Source organism: Allobosea sp. BH3 (assembly GCF_025499465.1).
Lineage (GTDB): Bacteria > Pseudomonadota > Alphaproteobacteria > Rhizobiales > Beijerinckiaceae > Allobosea.
Window position 1 is genome coordinate 532,337 of record NZ_JAIMCA010000006.1, and the last position, 15,921, is coordinate 548,257.

Annotated in this window: 13 protein-coding genes; 6 read left to right on the forward strand and 7 right to left on the reverse strand. The window is 67.7% G+C overall.

Annotated elements, in window-relative coordinates; all coding sequences use genetic code 11:
- Positions 1-5 precede the first annotated feature (5 nt).
- The 4 genes from BoBH3_RS22185 to BoBH3_RS22200 all read left to right on the forward strand — a co-directional run bounded on the left by BoBH3_RS22185 (position 6) and on the right by BoBH3_RS22200 (position 3,596).
- A complete protein-coding gene (locus BoBH3_RS22185) occupies positions 6-1,085 on the forward strand; it encodes a BMP family ABC transporter substrate-binding protein (RefSeq protein WP_262333028.1) in 1,080 nt (359 codons plus the stop codon).
- A 317-nt stretch (positions 1,086-1,402) separates the two neighbouring features.
- Entirely contained in the window at positions 1,403-1,675 is a 273-nt protein-coding gene (locus BoBH3_RS22190; protein ID WP_262333029.1) for an HU family DNA-binding protein, read from the forward strand.
- A gap of 143 nt (positions 1,676-1,818) precedes the next feature.
- Positions 1,819-2,994 carry a vWA domain-containing protein gene (locus tag BoBH3_RS22195; protein WP_262333030.1) on the forward strand — a complete coding sequence of 392 codons (1,176 nt, stop codon included), beginning with the start codon at positions 1,819-1,821 and terminating at the stop codon, positions 2,992-2,994.
- 11 nt (positions 2,995-3,005) lie between these two features.
- Positions 3,006-3,596, forward strand: coding sequence for a hypothetical protein (locus BoBH3_RS22200; RefSeq protein ID WP_262333031.1), 591 nt, complete (start codon positions 3,006-3,008; stop codon positions 3,594-3,596).
- Positions 3,597-3,728: 132 nt separating this feature from the next.
- On the opposite strand, the gene BoBH3_RS22205 is transcribed toward BoBH3_RS22200, so the two are convergent.
- The 3 genes from BoBH3_RS22205 to BoBH3_RS22215 form a co-directional block, all read right to left on the reverse strand.
- The gene (locus BoBH3_RS22205; RefSeq protein ID WP_262333032.1) at positions 3,729-4,151 is read right to left on the reverse strand and encodes a universal stress protein; all 423 of its coding nucleotides are present in this window, start codon (positions 4,149-4,151) and stop codon (positions 3,729-3,731) included.
- Between the two features lie 117 nt (positions 4,152-4,268).
- Positions 4,269-4,589: a 2Fe-2S iron-sulfur cluster-binding protein gene (locus tag BoBH3_RS22210; RefSeq protein WP_262333033.1), complete on the reverse strand. Its 321-nt coding sequence runs from the start codon at positions 4,587-4,589 to the stop codon at positions 4,269-4,271.
- A gap of 96 nt (positions 4,590-4,685) precedes the next feature.
- Positions 4,686-5,024, reverse strand: a complete 339-nt coding sequence (locus BoBH3_RS22215) for an Hpt domain-containing protein (protein WP_262333034.1) — start codon at positions 5,022-5,024, stop codon at positions 4,686-4,688.
- A 323-nt stretch (positions 5,025-5,347) separates the two neighbouring features.
- On the opposite strand from BoBH3_RS22215, the gene BoBH3_RS22220 reads away from it, so the two are divergent.
- Complete coding sequence (locus tag BoBH3_RS22220) at positions 5,348-10,834, forward strand: apolipoprotein A-IV repeat region-like domain-containing protein (protein WP_262333035.1); 5,487 nt, start codon at positions 5,348-5,350, stop codon at positions 10,832-10,834.
- Positions 10,835-10,918: 84 nt separating this feature from the next.
- Here BoBH3_RS22220 and BoBH3_RS22225 read toward each other — a convergent pair whose 3' ends face one another.
- Genes BoBH3_RS22225 through BoBH3_RS22240 form a run of 4 tightly spaced genes read right to left on the reverse strand, consistent with a single transcriptional unit; the run spans position 10,919 to position 14,700 of the window.
- A complete protein-coding gene (locus tag BoBH3_RS22225; RefSeq protein ID WP_262333036.1) occupies positions 10,919-11,590 on the reverse strand; it encodes an ABC-type transport auxiliary lipoprotein family protein in 672 nt (223 codons plus the stop codon).
- A gap of 3 nt (positions 11,591-11,593) precedes the next feature.
- Positions 11,594-12,715 (reverse strand): MlaD family protein, encoded by a 1,122-nt coding sequence (locus BoBH3_RS22230; protein ID WP_262333037.1) that lies wholly within the window; start codon positions 12,713-12,715, stop codon positions 11,594-11,596.
- Between the two features lie 3 nt (positions 12,716-12,718).
- Positions 12,719-13,558: an ABC transporter ATP-binding protein gene (locus BoBH3_RS22235; protein ID WP_262333038.1), complete on the reverse strand. Its 840-nt coding sequence runs from the start codon at positions 13,556-13,558 to the stop codon at positions 12,719-12,721.
- A gap of 2 nt (positions 13,559-13,560) precedes the next feature.
- Positions 13,561-14,700, reverse strand: coding sequence for an ABC transporter permease (locus BoBH3_RS22240; protein ID WP_262333039.1), 1,140 nt, complete (start codon positions 14,698-14,700; stop codon positions 13,561-13,563).
- Between the two features lie 293 nt (positions 14,701-14,993).
- On the opposite strand from BoBH3_RS22240, the gene BoBH3_RS22245 reads away from it, so the two are divergent.
- On the forward strand, positions 14,994-15,857 hold the full coding sequence (locus BoBH3_RS22245; RefSeq protein ID WP_262333040.1) for a hypothetical protein: 864 nt from the start codon (positions 14,994-14,996) through the stop codon (positions 15,855-15,857).
- Positions 15,858-15,921: the final 64 nt, after the last annotated feature.

The following is a 15,921-nucleotide window of genomic DNA, read 5'->3' on the forward strand; positions in this document are numbered from 1 at the left end:
TACCCATGACCAGCATCATCACCCGCCGCAGGCTGACCTTCGGCGCGGCCGCTGCCTCGACCCTGCCGCTCGTGGGCCGCGGCGCTCAGGCGCAGGCCCCGCTCGGCGTCGGCTTCATCTATGTCGGGCCGATCGGCGACCATGGCTGGAGCTGGACGCACGACCAGGGCCGGCTCGCGGTCGAAAAGGAATTCGGCGGCAAGGTGAAGACCAGCTTCCTTGAGAACGTCGCCGAAGGGCCGGACGCCGCGCGCGCCATCCGTCAACTCGCCCAGGCCGGCAACCAGCTGATCTTCACCACCTCCTTCGGCTTCATGAACCCGACCATCCAGGTGGCCAAGCAGTTCCCGAAGGCGAAGTTCGAGCACGCCACCGGCTATCAGCGCGCCGAGAACGTCGCGACCTACAATGCCCGCTTCTATGAGGGCCGCGCCGTGATCGGCACGATCGCCGGGCATATGTCGAAGTCGGGCCAGGCGGGCTACATCGCCTCCTTCCCGATCCCGGAGGTGGTGATGGGCATCAACGCCTTCCACCTCGCTGCGAAGAAGGTGAACCCCAACTTCAAGACCAAGGTGATCTGGGCCTCGACCTGGTACGACCCCGCCAAGGAGGCCGACGCCGCCAAGGCGCTGATCGACCAGGGCGCCGACATGATCACCCAGCACACCGACTCCGCCGCGGCCCTGCAGGCGGCCGAGCAGCGCGGCGTCTTCGCCTTTGGCCAGGCTTCGGACATGAGGGCCTTCGCGCCCAAGGCGCATCTCTCGGCCATCGTCGACGACTGGTCCGGCTACTACATCAAGCGCGTCAAGGAGGTCATGGACGGCAGCTGGAAGTCCGGCGACGTCTGGGGCGGGATCAAGGACGGCTTCGTCAAGATCGCGCCCTATAACGACGCGGTGACGCCGGCGGCGCGCGCCGCGGCGGACGAAGTCCAGAAGGGCATCGTCGCCGGCACGCTCCACCCCTTCACCGGCGAGCTCAAGGACCAGAAGGGCGAAGTGCGGATCAAGGCCGGCGAGAAGGCCTCCGACGAGATCCTCTCCAAGATGGACTGGTACGTCGACGGCGTTCAAGCCTGATCGGACCCCGACCCGGGCGGTGGCGGGCTCGCCCGTCGCCGCCAAGATGCGCGAATCATCGCGCCGCCGTTAAGTCGGCGTTCTCCAAAATGCCGGCTTCTCGCCGCCAATAAGGCGGCCATCTCATCAAAACCGCCGGAACGAAGCCGTTTTCTGTGCGTATCTACCGCCGCGGGCATCGTATTTCTGCGGTAACCATGGCAACTGCGAGCCTGCGCGCCGCGGATTTGGAGCGTTGCGGCCGCCTTTCCCGCAAAGGGGTGACGGCCGTAGTCGTGCGCGACGCCTGAAAAAAGCACCTTCTCAAGGAGGCACCAATGACGAAGAACGAACTGATTGCCGCCATCGCGGAAGAGACCGGCAAGACCAAGGCGGACGTCTCCGCCATCTTGGCTTCCCTCGGCACCACCGTTGCCAAGACCCTGAAGAAGGGCGACGACATCACGCTCGGCGGCATCGGCAAGCTCTCCGCCGCCAAGCGCGAGGCTCGCGAGGCCCGCAATCCCTCGACCGGCGCCACCATCAAGGTGCCGGCCAAGACCGTCGTGAAGTTCAAGGTCACCAAGGACCTCGCCGACGCCGTGGCGTAAGCCCACGATCGGGATCAGGCAGCGTTCGCTCATGAAATGCGGACGCTGCTTGCCCCCATCGTCATGCTCGGGCTTGACCCGAGCATCTCTTCGACGAGATTCTCGGGTCCACGCTACGCTCCGCCCGAGAATGACGCGCCCGCATGTTCCTTCGCCTCTTCACCGATCTGCGCGCAGCCAAGGTCCCCGTGACCTTGCGGGAATATCTGACGCTGCTCGAAGGGGTGGAAGCCGATCTCGCCGAGCACCGGGTCGATGAGTTCTACTATCTCGCCCGCGCCACGCTGGTGAAGGACGAGCGCCATCTCGACAAGTTCGACCAGGTCTTCGCCGAGGTGTTCAGGGGGCTGGAGACGCTCGGACAGGCGATCGAGCAGGCCGGCATCCCCGAGGAATGGCTGCGCAAGCTCGCCGAGAAATTCCTGACCGACGAGGAGAAGGCCCAGATCGACGCGCTCGGCTGGGACAAGCTCTGGGAGACGCTGAAGCAGCGGCTCGAAGAGCAGAAGGGCCGCCACCAGGGCGGCAGCAAATGGATCGGCACGGCCGGCACCTCGCCCTATGGCGCCTATGGCTACAACCCCGAGGGCGTCCGCATCGGCCAGGACAAGAACCGCAACTTCAGGGCGGTGAAGGTCTGGGACAAGCGGGAGTTCAAGGATTTCGATGACACGCGCGAACTCGGCGTGCGCAATATGCGCATCGCGCTGAGGCGCCTGCGCCGCTTCGCCCGCACCGGCGCGGCCGAGGAACTCGATCTCGACAACACCATCTCGGAGACGGCCCGCCACGGCTATCTCGATGTGAAGCTACGCCCCGAGCGGCGCAACGCTGTGAAGGTGCTGCTCTTCCTCGATGTCGGCGGCTCGATGGACTGGCATATCGAGCTGGCCGAGGAGCTGTTCTCGGCGGCGCGGGCCGAGTTCAAGCATTTCGAGCATTTCTACTTCCACAACTGCCCCTATGAGCGGGTCTGGAAGGAGAACCGGCGCCGCCAGGAGCAGCAGATCCCGACCTGGGACGTGCTGCGGACCTACCCGGCCGACTACCGGCTCGTCTTCGTCGGCGACGCCTCGATGAGCCCCTACGAGATCGGTATGCCCGGCGGCTCGGTCGAGCACTGGAACGAGGAGGCCGGCCAGGTCTGGATGGAGCGGCTGACCGCAAAATTCCCGAAGTCGGTCTGGCTCAATCCGGTCCAGCAGCATCTCTGGAACTATACCCAGTCGATCCGGCAGATCGGCGGACTGATGGGCGGACGGATGTTCCCGCTGACCCTGGACGGGCTCGACGGCGCGATGAAGGTTCTGGCACGCTGACAATGGCTGATATGGACAACGACGAAGACGGCGCCCCGAGCTGGCGCCAGAGGCCGCGGCCGGTCGGCATGGAGATCGGCTACAAGCTCGACGGAGACAGGCTGCAGGTCGATCGCACGCGCCGGGTCGACAACGTCGATCTGAGGGCGGTCGAGCAGGTGCGCTTCCTCTATGCGCCTAGCAACGTCTCGTCGAAGGGTTTCAGGACGCAGCTCCGACTAAGCGACGGCAAGACCGTGACCTTCGGCAACCTGTCATGGCGCTCGCTCACCGATCTCGATCGGGACGACGCGCGCTATCACCGCTTCGTCACCGCGCTTTCGGCCGCGATCGCGCGGGCCAATCCCCGAGCCCGCTTCGTCGCGGGCAGGCCGCGGGCGATCTGGATCGCCACCGCGCTGGTCGGCGCTCTGTGCTTCGCGATGCTGGCGGTCTTCACGCTGCGCGCCTTGCATCAGGGCCTGACCAACGCCGCGCTGCTCGGCGTTCTTCTGGTCGCCGTCGCGTTCTGGCAGGTCTGGCCGCTCGTCAGCCTCAACCGGCCTCGGGAATTGAAGACCGGCGAGGTTCCCGACGAGCTGGTGCCCGGGCGCGAGGGCTGACGCTCACCGTCATTCCCGGGCGGAGCAAAGCGGCCTTTCCTTCTCCCCTTGCGGTAGAAGGTGGCAGCCGAAGCGCTAACGGATGAGTCCGTCATGCCCGGGGCAAGCCCGAATATGACGCAGAAAGAGGCCTCAGCGCACCACCAGCACCGAGCAATGCGCGCGCCGCACGATGGCCGAGGCGTTCGAGCCGAGCACGAAGGCCAGCATGCCCGGCTCATGCGAGGCAATGACGACGAGGTCGGCGCCGCTGGCATCGGCCTCGGCGAGAACCTCGCCATGCACCGAGCCGATCAGAACCTTGGCGGAAACCTGCTCCGGCGGCAGATCGACCTTGGCCGCGATCTCGGCGAGCTTCGCCTCGGCGTCCTGCTGCTGCTCGGCATCGAAGTCGGCCGGCACGAATTCCATGTAGGTGACCGGGATCAGCGAACGGACATAGACGAGCCGCACGGTGCCGCCCGAGATCTTGGCGAAGGACACCGCGGCTTCAATGGCCGGCTGTGCCAGTTCGGGTTCCGCCAGATCGACGGGAACCATGATTGACTTGTACATCGCAAGCTCCTGGGCTGGTTGTGCAACCATTCTGGAGTTTGGCAGCGCCAGCGCCATGATCCAGCGCAAAATGCAAATGGGGCGCTGCGGCACGCGCAGGTCTGGGGTCTTTCCCCCTTAGCCCTGGCGCGCCGGGGTGCGCACGACGAGGCCGTCGAGATCGTCCCTGACCCTGATCTGGCAGGAGAGGCGCGACGTCGGGCGGACATCGAAGGCGAAGTCGAGCATGTCCTGCTCCATCGGCTCAGGCCCGCCGACGGCTTCCACCCAGGCCTCGTCGACATAGACGTGGCAGGTGGCGCAGGCACAGGCGCCGCCGCATTCGGCCTCGATGCCCGGCACGCCGTTGCGGATCGCCGTCTCCATCACGGTGGAACCGGCGTCCGCCGCGACGGTGCGGCTCTCGCCGTGAGCGTCAATGTAGGTGATGTTCGGCATGGAGGACTCCGGCGGGGCGTTCAGAGCTCCGCTTAGAGGATTTCAAAGCGGCGCGGAACGGCATTTGGCGCCGCAGCGCCCCTCAGCGCCTGAAGGTCAGGCCGCGCAATCGAAGCGGGCAACGACCGCCCTCGCCTCGGCCGCCGCCAGCGCCAGGGCGTCCATGGCGCTGTCCGCGAGGGACTGGCCGGGCTCCGCCAGGCTGAGCTCGATGCGGTCCGCCGCCTCCGCGACCTGCCAGGCGCCGACGGCCAGCGCCGCGCCCTTGAGCGTATGGGCCGCATCCATCCGGGCCTGCCGGTCGGCGCTGCCGTGGATCGTGCGCAGATGGGCGGCGCATTGTTGGACGAAGAGCGTCAGCAACTCACGCTCCAGTTCGTGGTCGCCGCCGGTTTGGCGGGAAAGATGCGCGGTATCGATAGCCTGCTGGGTCATGCGAGAACTCGTGAAGCGAACTCTAGAAATGAAACATCCGAAAGCCCTCGAACCTGCCCCTTCGGCTGGCGTCCTAGGCCGGACATATCGGGCGGCTGCAAGAGCCGTTCCTCGCCCTCAAACAAGCGCTTCCATGGTGAACGAGGCGTTAACGACGTTTGTGAATCGCGCGCTTAAATGGGTTTCCAAGGGTCCGGGGCTCCACTACCCTTTCATTTGGTAAATGATGGGTGCAGTGTTTCCGTTCAACCCGGCCAGAGGCGGCAGGGGCGACCGGGCGTTTGCGTCGTGCCCATCATCAGTAGCGTGGCGAGGCGGCAACCATGAATCGACCCAAGAAGCTCCAGGACCCCACTGAAGCTGCGATGTCGGCGATCGAGGAGGCACTGCGGCTCGACCAGCCCCAGGCCGAGCCTGCCACGGACGAGGCGGAGACGCCCGTCAACGCCGAACCGCGCCTGCCCTCCACCAGCGAGAACGACCTCAAGCTCGAGCTGCCTCGCGTCGAGCCTGCCGCTCCCGTGATCGCGCCGCCGGTTGCGCCTGTCGCTCCGCCCTCGCAACAGACCCAGCAGGCATCCCCCCGCGCGAGCGCAGCGCTCGCGCCCGACGCCAGCCGCGTCGCCAATGACGACCGCCGGGATTCCAGCTCGCTGGTCCATGCCTTCTCTGCCCGCACCTCGCGCAAGCCCTATGTCTTTGCAGCGCTCGCCTCGCTGACCTGGCTCGGCGGCGCCGCCTTCGTGCTGTTCGGCCGCTTCGGCTCCTTCACCAACGGCCTGCCCGAGCCGGTCGCCAATTTTGGCGTCGGCGAATGGACGCTGCTGGCGCTGTCCATCGGCGCGCCGATCGTATTCTTCTTCGTCCTGGCGGCGCTCTATCGGCGCACGCAGGAAATGCGCCTGATCTCCCGCGCCATGACCGAAGTGGCGCTGAGGCTCGCCGAGCCGGAGGTGGCTGGCGCCGACACCGTGCTGTCGCTCAGCCAGACGATCCGCCGCGAGGTCGCCGCCATGGGCGACGGCATCGAGCGCGCCGTGGCGCGCGCCGGCGAACTCGAGACCATCGTGCGCGGCGAGATCTCGACGCTCGAGCGCGCCTATGCCGACAACGAGATCCGACTGCGCTCGCTGATTGACGAACTCGTCACCCAGCGCGAGGCCGTCGTCGGCAATGCCGAGCGCGTGAAGCTCGCCATCAGCGGCGCGCATGAAGGCCTGTCCAAGGACCTCGACGGCGCCAGCCGCGCCATCGCCGACGCCGTCGCGCAGGCCGGAGACCGCGTCACCGGCTCACTCGGCGCCAAGGGCGACCAGATCACCCTGGCGCTCGGTCGCGCCGGCGAGCGCATGATCGAGGAGATCGGCGGGCGGAGCCACGAGCTGGTCGAACGGCTGCAGATCTCGTCGGGCGAACTGTCCCAACGGCTGGCCGGGGCGAGCGACAACCTCTCGACGATGCTGGACGGCCGCGCGCAGGAGATCGCTGGCTCGCTGGAACGCACCGGCACCGCGCTGAGTGAGAACCTCGCCAATGGTGCGCAGGAGGCCACGCGCGCCATCAACGAGACCGGCATGCAGGTGGCCCAGACGCTGACCTCGCGCATCGAGAGCGTCAACGAGACGCTGAAGGCCACGGGCGAGACGCTCTCCCAGGACATTTCGGCGCGCGGCACGGAAGCTGCCGAGCGCTTCGAGGTGAGCGGCCGCAGCATGATCTCGCTGATCGAGACGCAGGGCGTCGATCTGCAGAAGCGACTGTCGGAATCGGGCGAGGCCCTGCGCAGCACGCTCGCCGAAGAAGGCGAGAGCGTCACCACCCGGCTCGCCGAGGTCGGCCGCGGCGTCAACGGGCTGCTCAGCCGCCAGAACGAGGCGATCGCCACCCGGCTCACCGAGGTCGGCGACAGCGTCCATGCCCTCATCGGCAACCATGGTGATGCGCTGGTCGGCCGCCTCAGCGAGGTCGGCACGAACATCGAGACCCTCATCGGTAGCCAGGGCGACACGCTCGTCGGCCGCCTCAGTGAGGCCGGCAGCAGCATCCACAACCTCATCGGCAGCCAGGGCGATACTCTGGTCGGCCGGATCACCGAGGCCGGCGAAAGTGTCCAGAATCTCATGGGCACCCATGGTGAAACCCTGGTCAGCCGCATCACCGAGGTCGGCGAGAGCGTCCAGAACCTCATGGGCACGCATGGCGACACGCTGGTGAGCCGCATCACCGAAGTCGCCGGCCAGGTGCACGGCCTATTCACCGAGCAGGGCGGCCAGCTGGTCGATCGCCTCGGCGAGACCGGCGAGACGGTCCACGGCCTGCTCGATCAGCAGACCGAGAGGCTGATCGGCCGCGTTTCGGACGCCGGCCGCGAGCTCGCCGCTCTCGTCGGCGACCAGAGCGAAGCCCTCGTCTCCAGTGTTGCGGGCGCCGTCGACACCGTCGAGGCCCGACTGCGCGGCGAAGGCGAGCGCCTGACCTCTGGCCTTTCCGAGACCGGCATGCGCGTCAGCGCCCTTCTGGAAGAGCAGGCCGGCGCGATGACCGTCAAGGTTTCGCAGGCCGGGCTCGAGATCAAGGATCTGCTCGGCAACGAGAGCCAGGCGCTGGCGAGCCGCGTCGCCGATGTCGGCCGCTCGGTGCACGGCATCCTGTCCGAGCGCAGCAACGCGCTCATCTCCCGCCTCGCCGAGACGGGCGACAGCATCGACCAGCGGCTGGACGAACGCGGCCTGGCGCTCGCTACCCGCATCACCGAGAGCGTCGAAGCTGCGCAGGGCGCACTGGAGCAGCAGCAGGCCGGCTTCCTCTCCAGCGTCAGCGGGCAGAGCGAGGAGCTGGCGCGCCGCCTGGGCGACGCTACCCGCAACCTCACCGAGACCATCAATGTCGATGGCCGCGACATCGCCGACCGTGTCACCGCCGCGACGCAGGGGCTGCGCGAGACCTTCACCGTCCATGCCGACGAGGCGCGCGGCCTGCTCGCCGACACGGGCCGGGACATCGTGAAGGCGCTGACCCAGCAGGGCGGGCGCGTCAACGAGGCGCTGGCGGCCAATGCCGAGTCGATGCTGCGCTCGGTCGAGGGCCGCGCCCAGGCGCTGAACGAGTCGCTGGCCGGCCATCACGATGCGCTGACCAAGCTCTTCGACGAGCGCGGCCACGAGGTTGAGGCAGCGCTCAGCGAGCGGCTGCGCAGCTTCGAGGGCCTCATCCTCCAGCAAGGCGGCGCGCTGACCACCAAGATCGCCCGCGACGCGGCGCTGCTAACGCAGGCGCTGAACGCCTCCATGGCGCAGGTCGAGAAGCTGATCGCCGAGGACGGTGCCTCGCTCGCCAACAAGGCCGGCGCCCGCGCGCTGGAGGCCGCCCAGCTCCTCGCCGACCGCACACGCGAGGCGGCCGACGCGATGGAAGCGCAGATCACGCTGTTCGAGGACCGCTCGGGCGCCAAGAGCGCCGAGATCGCCGGCACGCTCGACAGCCTGATCGCGCGCATCGACGGCAGCCTCGGCTCCCGCGCCACGGCGCTGAACGAGGCGCTGGTCGAGCGCACGGTCGACATCGCCCGCGTGCTGGCCGAGGGCGGCCGCGAGGTCACCCGCGCTCTCGCCGCCAAGGCCGACGAGATCGGCGCAGCCGTCACCTCCAAGAGCGAGTCGCTCACGCGCACGCTCAGCGACAAGGCCGACACGATCAACGCCACGCTCGGCGGCCGCGCCCTGCAGATCGCCGACACGCTCGACCAGAGCGTGGCGCGCTTCGAGGAGCGCGTGGTCAACCGGCTCGACACCGTCTCCAACACGCTCGACACGCGTGGCAACGAGATCGCCACCGCGCTGCAGGGACGCTCCGAAACGATCTCCGCGGCGCTGTCCGAGCGGACGCAGGAACTGCGCAGCCTGTTCGACGACAAGGGCGGCGGCCTGATCACCGCGCTGAACCAGCGCGGCGAGGCGCTCGCGAGCGAGTTCGCCACGGTCGGCGACACGGTCGTGAAGGCTCTGCAGAACCGCGGCGATGCCATCATCCTCGGCCTGCGCGACCGCGGCACCGCGATCGCCAACGCCGTCGAGGCTTCGACCAACTCGCTGCGCCAGACGCTCGAAAACGGCTCGCGGCAGTCCATCGATGCGCTGGTCGGCACCAACGAGCAGCTTCGCGACGAGCTGGGCGGCATGCTCGGCCGCCTCGACGAGGCGAACGCGATGATGCAGCAGGTCGTCAGCGGCACGAACAAGAGCCTCCACGCCGTCGAGAACAGCCTGTCGCTGCGCGTCGGCGAGCTGCAGAACGTGCTGCGCGGCGTGATGACGGAGGCTTCCAACGCCTCGCGCCACGTCACCTCGCAGATCGCCGAGCTCAAGGACTTCTCGGAAGGCACGCTGAGCGAGACGGCCGCGCTGATCGGCCGGCTCGACGACCGCGGCGGCTCGCTGCACGAGGCGACCGAGGCCAGCGCCGCCGCGCTTTCGGCCGTGGTTGGCCGTCTGGAGCAGATCGAGGGCCGTGTCGGCCGGGCGCTCGCCGAGCGTCGCGACTCGCTGGAGCAGCTCCACGGCCTGATCGCCCATCGCACCGAAGACGTCGAAGCGATCACCCGCTCCTTCGCGGCCTTGATCGACGAGTCTCTCGGCGGCGCCGAGGAACGGGCCCGCCAGATCAGCGCCGTGCTCTCCGACTCGGCCGACCAGACGACGCGTGCCATTGCGCAGCAGTACGAGACCATCAAGACCGCATCGGGCAAGGAGCGGGAGCGCACGGCCGAGGCGCTGCGTGCAGCCTACTCGCAGGTCTCGAGCGAGATCGGCGGCGAGCTCGCCAAGGTAACGGAGCGCTTCCAGAAGGCGGCGCAGGACATGCGCGGCGTGACCACGGAAATCCAGCGAGAGCTGGAGGCGACCCGCTCCGAGCTGAAGCGCGGCGTCATCGAGCTGCCGCAGGAGGCCCAGGAATCGACCTCGCAGATGCGCCGGGTCGTGGCCGAGCAGATCAAGGCGCTGAACGACCTCACGGAGATCGTGACGCGGGCCGGCCGGCGCGGCGACGTCTCGCTGCCGCTCGACCAGATGGCGACGACAACCACGACGACCAGCCGCCGGAACACGACGGCAGCCGTCGCCGCGGCCGTGGCTTCCCCTGCCCCGGCGCAGCAGCCGTCCTTCATCCCGCCGCTGCCGCTGCCGCGTTCCAAGGCTGCAGCCACCGAAGAGCCCGCCCTGCGGCCGTCGCTCGATGCCGGCGAACCCGCGCCGCGCAGCCCGGCGCCCCGGCCCGAGGCGCGGCAGGAGCCGGCACCGGCCCCGGCGCGGGCAGCCCCTGCTCCCGCCCCGGAGAAGCCCCGCGACGCTGCGCGCCGCCAGCCGGACAATGCGCCGCAGCAGCCCGCCAAGGCAGGCTGGCTCTCCGACCTGCTGACCCGCGCCTCGCGCGAGGACGGCACGCCCGAGCTGAGCAAGCCGACGACGCATGCCATCGAGAAGCTGGACTCGCTGTCGGTCGACATCGCGCGGATGATCGACCACGACGCCGCCGTCGAGCTCTGGGACCGCTACAAGCGCGGGGAGCGCAACGTCTTCACCCGCAGGCTCTACACGCTGCAGGGCCAGCAGACCTTCGACGAAATGCGCCGGAAGTATCGGCGTGATGCGGAGTTCAAGGAGACGGTGGACCGCTACATCGACGAGTTCGAGCGCCTGCTCGGCGAAGCGGCCAAGGACGACCGCGACTCGATGGTGGCGAAGACCTACCTGACCTCGGAAACCGGCAAGGTCTACACGATGCTGGCCCATGCCAGCGGGCGGTTCGAGTAAGCCGAAGAGGCTTCATCCAAATGCAAAGGCCGCCCGAGAGGGCGGCCTTTTTTTGGCTCTGAACCGCAAGAAGTCAGCGAGGGCCTACCGCGCCCAGCGCACGATCTCGATCAGCACCTGCGAGAGCGCCCGGTCGAGGGCCTGGGCCGCGCCCGGCCCGTCGACGGAGCTTGCCGGAACGCGGGCGGAGAACAGGCGCGCGCGCTGAATCTGCCCGGTCCGGTCTCCGACGACCTTGGCGGTCATCTCGACCACCGCCGCGCCGCTCGCCGCGTCGATGTTGAAGCTGCGGATATCGGTATTGAGCTGCACGTCGGGGGAGATGCGCTGCCCCGGCCCGGAGACCGAGCCGATGCGGCTGGCGTTCTCGAAGGTCTGGATCAGGCGAGCCTGCACCAGCGCCGGAATACGGTCCGCCCATTGCGCACCGCCGACGAAGGAGAGCGCACCGCTCGAATCCTTGACGATGACTCGATCGGAATCGAGCGCCTGCACCGTCGTCGGCTGGGCCACGACCATGACGGCACGCGAGCCCCCTACCCGGCCGAAGCCGCTGGGTGCCGAGAGATCGAAAGTCGTCGGCGAAGGACTGCTGCAACCTGCCAGGAACAGGCAGCCGGCCAGGGTCGCGATCCCCAGCCTGGCGCGGCGGACCGGCGAAGGCGGCACCTGCATCGTCTGCGGCCCAGTTGCCTTGGCCTCGGTAGTCTTGGCCTCGGTCGTCTTGGACCCGGTCGTCTTGGCCTCGAAGATCATGGGCTAGCGGGATCCGTTATATTGCGGGAGGGGAGCTCTGCCGCCGAAGATGAACTGCTGCGGGTTACGCTCGAAATTCCGCAGCGTCCTGTTGAGTTCCGACAAGGTGCGCTTACCATCCGAGGCCAGGCTTTCGACATCGCGCAGGCCAGGGCCCGTGAAGCGATTGATGCCAGCGGTGATCTCTGCGGTGCGCTTGTCCAGATTGTCGGCGAGCAAGCGAATCGATTTCGCGGCGTCGGCGACCTCCTGGAACGCACTGCGGCCCTCGGTGCCGGCGGCCGTGTTGAGGAAGGTCTGGGCTGCCTTGAGCACGCCCTCGACCTGGTCGGCCGCCCGGTTGAGCTTGTCCGTGATCGAGGCGGCATCCTTGACCACCTTCTCGACCTCGACGCTGGAGCCGCCGAGCGCGCCAGTGAACTTGTCGACATTCTCGACAATGGCGGCGATCCTCTGCCGGTCGACCGCGCGCACCACCTCCGTCAACTCCTTGGCCAGCGGCTGAAGCGTGTCGGCGATGGTGCCGAAGCTGGCGAGCAGCTTGTCGAGCCCGTCGGCATTGTTGCCCAGAGCCTGCGAGAACTTCTCGACATTGCGGACGGTGTTGTTGATCGGCTGGGTGTTCTGCTTGATCAGCCCGTCCAGCGAGGTCAGCGCCGTATCCGCCTTCTGGGCGACGTTGCGCACCGTCTCGAGGATGTCCTGCAATTCGGAGCGCTCGGCGATGATCGTGGGCAGCGGCTCGCCCGGCTTGGCTTTCAGGACAGCGGAGTCCGAGGCGCCGCCGATGAGCTGCAGCGCGACGACGCCGGCAAGCCCCTGCGCCTCGATGCGGGCACGGGTGTCCTCGCGCAGCGGCGTCGTGTTGGTGACCTGGATGACGGCATAGATGCGGCGCGGATCGTCCGGCTGAAGCTCGATATTCGTCACCTCGCCGACGCGAAGGCCGTTGAACAGCACGCTGGAGCCGCGGCCGAGCCCGGTCACGGAGCCGGTGAAGATGACGCGCACGCTCTCCTTGCGCCCGGCGCCGCCGCTGTTGAACCAGTAGACGAAGCCGAACGCCGCCGCGAGCACCGCGAGCGTGAACAGACCGACCAGAGCATAGTTTGCGCGGGATTCCATGGTCTAGGTTTGTAATCCCTGCTCCCCGGCCGACAACCGGGCCATGGCACGCTCTCCGCCAAAATACGCCTTCAGCCATGGATGGTCGGAAGCGAGCATCGTCTCCAGCGGACCGGCGGCGATGACCTTCCTGTCCGCCAGGGCGGCGATTCGGTCGCAGGCATGATACAGGCTGTCGAGATCGTGGGTCACCATGAAGACGGTGAGCCCGAGCGTCTGTTTCAGCGTCATGATGAGGTCGTCGAACTCGGCGGCGCCGATCGGGTCCAGACCCGATGTCGGTTCGTCGAGGAAGACGATGTCGGGATCGAGCGCCAGCGCGCGGGCGAGCGCGGCGCGCTTGATCATGCCGCCCGAGAGTTCCGAAGGCGCCTTGTCGGCCGCGTCGGGTGGGAGGCCCACGAGATCGAGCTTCACCATCGCCAGTTCGTCGAGCAGATCCGGCGACAGATCCAGATATTCGCGCATCGGCACCTGGATATTCTGCTTCACCGACAGCGCCGAGAAGAGCGCGCCCTGTTGGAACATCACGCCGAAGCGCCGCTCCAGCGCGCGCCGCTGCGGAGGCGTCAGCGTATCGACGTTCTCGCCGAAGACCTCGATCGTGCCCCGCGATTTGCGCACGAGACCGAGGATGGTGCGGGTCAGCACCGACTTGCCCTGCCCCGAACCGCCGACGAAGCCCAGGATCTCGCCGCGCATCACGTCGAGGTCGAGCCCGTCCATGATGACCTTGTCACCGAAGGCCACCTTCAGGTCGCGGACCTTGATGACCGCTTCGGGGGCTTTCGCCGGGGCTGCTGCTGCCGGGCGCTCATGAGCGAGAGTGTTCTGCGTCACCATCGTCACATCTCGATCGAGGCGAAGAACATGGCGAAGAGGCCGTCGACGACGATCACCATGAAGATCGCCTTCACCACCGAGGCCGTGACCTGCCGGCCGAGCGATTCAGCCGAGCCTTTGACAGCCAGCCCCTCGATAGAGGCGATGAGGCCAATGACGAAGGCCATGAAAGGCGCCTTGATCAGCCCGACGGCAAAATGCTTCCAGGTGATGACCGACTGCAGCCGGGCGAGGAAGGTGTCGACGCCGATGCCGCCATAGAGCCAGGTCACCAGCCCCGCCCCGACGAGGCCAGCCATCGCCGAGATGAAAGTCAGGATCGGCAGCGAGATGATCAGCGCCAGTATGCGCGGCACGACCAGCACCTCGATCGGATCGAGCCCCATCACGCGCAGCGCATCGATCTCCTCCCGCATCTTCATCGACCCGATCTCGGCCGTGAAGGCGGAGCCGGAGCGGCCGGCGATCATGATCGAGGTCAGCAGCACCGCGAGTTCGCGCAGGATCAGGATGCCGGTCAGGTTCACCACGAAGACCGTCGCGCCGAACTGCTCGAGCTGGAAGATTCCCTGCTGGGCGACGATGCAGCCGACGAGGAACGAGATCAGCATGATGATCGGAGCGCCGTCGAAGGCGATCATCTCGACCTGGTTGACGAGCGAAGGGCCGCGGAACTTGCGGGGGCCGAGCACCACCCCCGCCGAGCCGACGATGACCTCGCCCAGGAACATCGCGCCGCCCACCATGTCGCGACCGAAGCCGACGACGCTCTCGCCGATGTTCACGAGGACGTCGATGATACGGATCTGCCGGTGTGGCGCCGGCTTCTCGCCCTCATGAATCTTGACCTCGGCGAGCAGGATGCCGTGCTCTGGCCGGCTGCTGACGAGTTCGACGTCGCAGCCCTCGCGCTCGCGGCGCGCCTTCAGCCGGTTTAGGACATAGGCGCCGAGCGTATCGAGCCGCGTGACGGCCGAGAGATCGATCCTCGCCCGGCTCGGCAGGCGGTCGCCGATCTCCTCGATCAGCTCTTCGACGCGCGGAGCGCGGTCCGCGCTCCAGGAGCCCGCCAGCGCCACCGCGAGGGTCCCGGCATCGTCACGGAAGATCGCCTGCGGTTCGGCGGTATCGACGCTCGCCATGTCGCTACGACGTCCCTCACCGCCCGAAAAGCCTCGCGGCTCCGGCTCGTCGCCCCGAATTGCCCCCATGTCCCTGTATTGCCGTGGCGAGGCCGCTTTGCAAGCGCGCGGCGCGGTGTCGGACACTTCCGTTCCGAAGCGTTGCCGCGGTGCCATGGTTTGCAGGCCGGAGGAACGGCCGAATGTCCCGAAGACCTCGGCAGCAATTCCTTAAGCAATGCCGAGCAACATCGAGCGCGAAACCTCACGACCGCCATGGCTGATTCGGCCGGTCTATCAAAGGCAGAACCGTCATGGGCGACGCGCGCTCGCTGACACCGCTGAGCCAAGCCGACTACGAGGCGATCGAAGCCGCGGTGCTGGAGACGTCGCGCGGCCGCTGGTTCATGGCCGAGTACGCCAAGCGGAACCGCCAGGCCGACACGCTGCAGCTTCTGGATTCGATCCAGCGGATCGAACGGGTCGTCGGCCTCAGCGCGCAGGAGACGGGCCGCGACGACAACCTGATCGAGGCAGCCGAGCTGATCGGAGATCTGCGCGCCGATCTCGAACGCGTCAGCGGCAAGGCGGACCCGCAGGGCTCCGGCCTCGCCGTCCAGATCGCGAACGCGGCCGACAGCATCGTCGCCGCGACCGAAAATATCCAGGAGGCTGCCTGGGAGCTGCGGGAAGCCGGCGCGGCGGAGGCGCTCTGCGACCGGCTCGACCGGCGCTCCACGGAAATCTCGGCCGCGGCGGGCATCGTGGACGGGCTGGTGCAGCGCATCGACAAGATCGCCGACACCATCGCCATGCTCGATACCAGCCTGCGGGCCTTCGGCGATCTCTCCCGTGAGCCCGGCCCGATCCTCGAAGCCATCGAGACCCCGGCGGACGAAGGCGGCGCGCGCGCTTTGGCGGCAGCGGCCAGCCATGCCGCTGAGGATTCCGATCGCGTCCCGTTCTCCCTGCCGGAAAGCGGCGGCTCGCTGCACATCAACGACCACGCCCCGCGCGAAAGCCGCATCGCGAGCGTCCACCTGCTCGACGACGACATCGTCTTCGACGACGACGCCCCAGCGATGCCAAGGCCTCTCACGGCCGCCGCAACTTCGGAAGCCGGACTGCGCGAGATCGATTCCCTCCCCGCCGACCGCAAGCTGGCCTATTTCGTCTGACCGAGACGGCACATTGGGCCGTTTCGGCGCCATCAGCTTAACACCTGCGCACTCGGATCGGCGG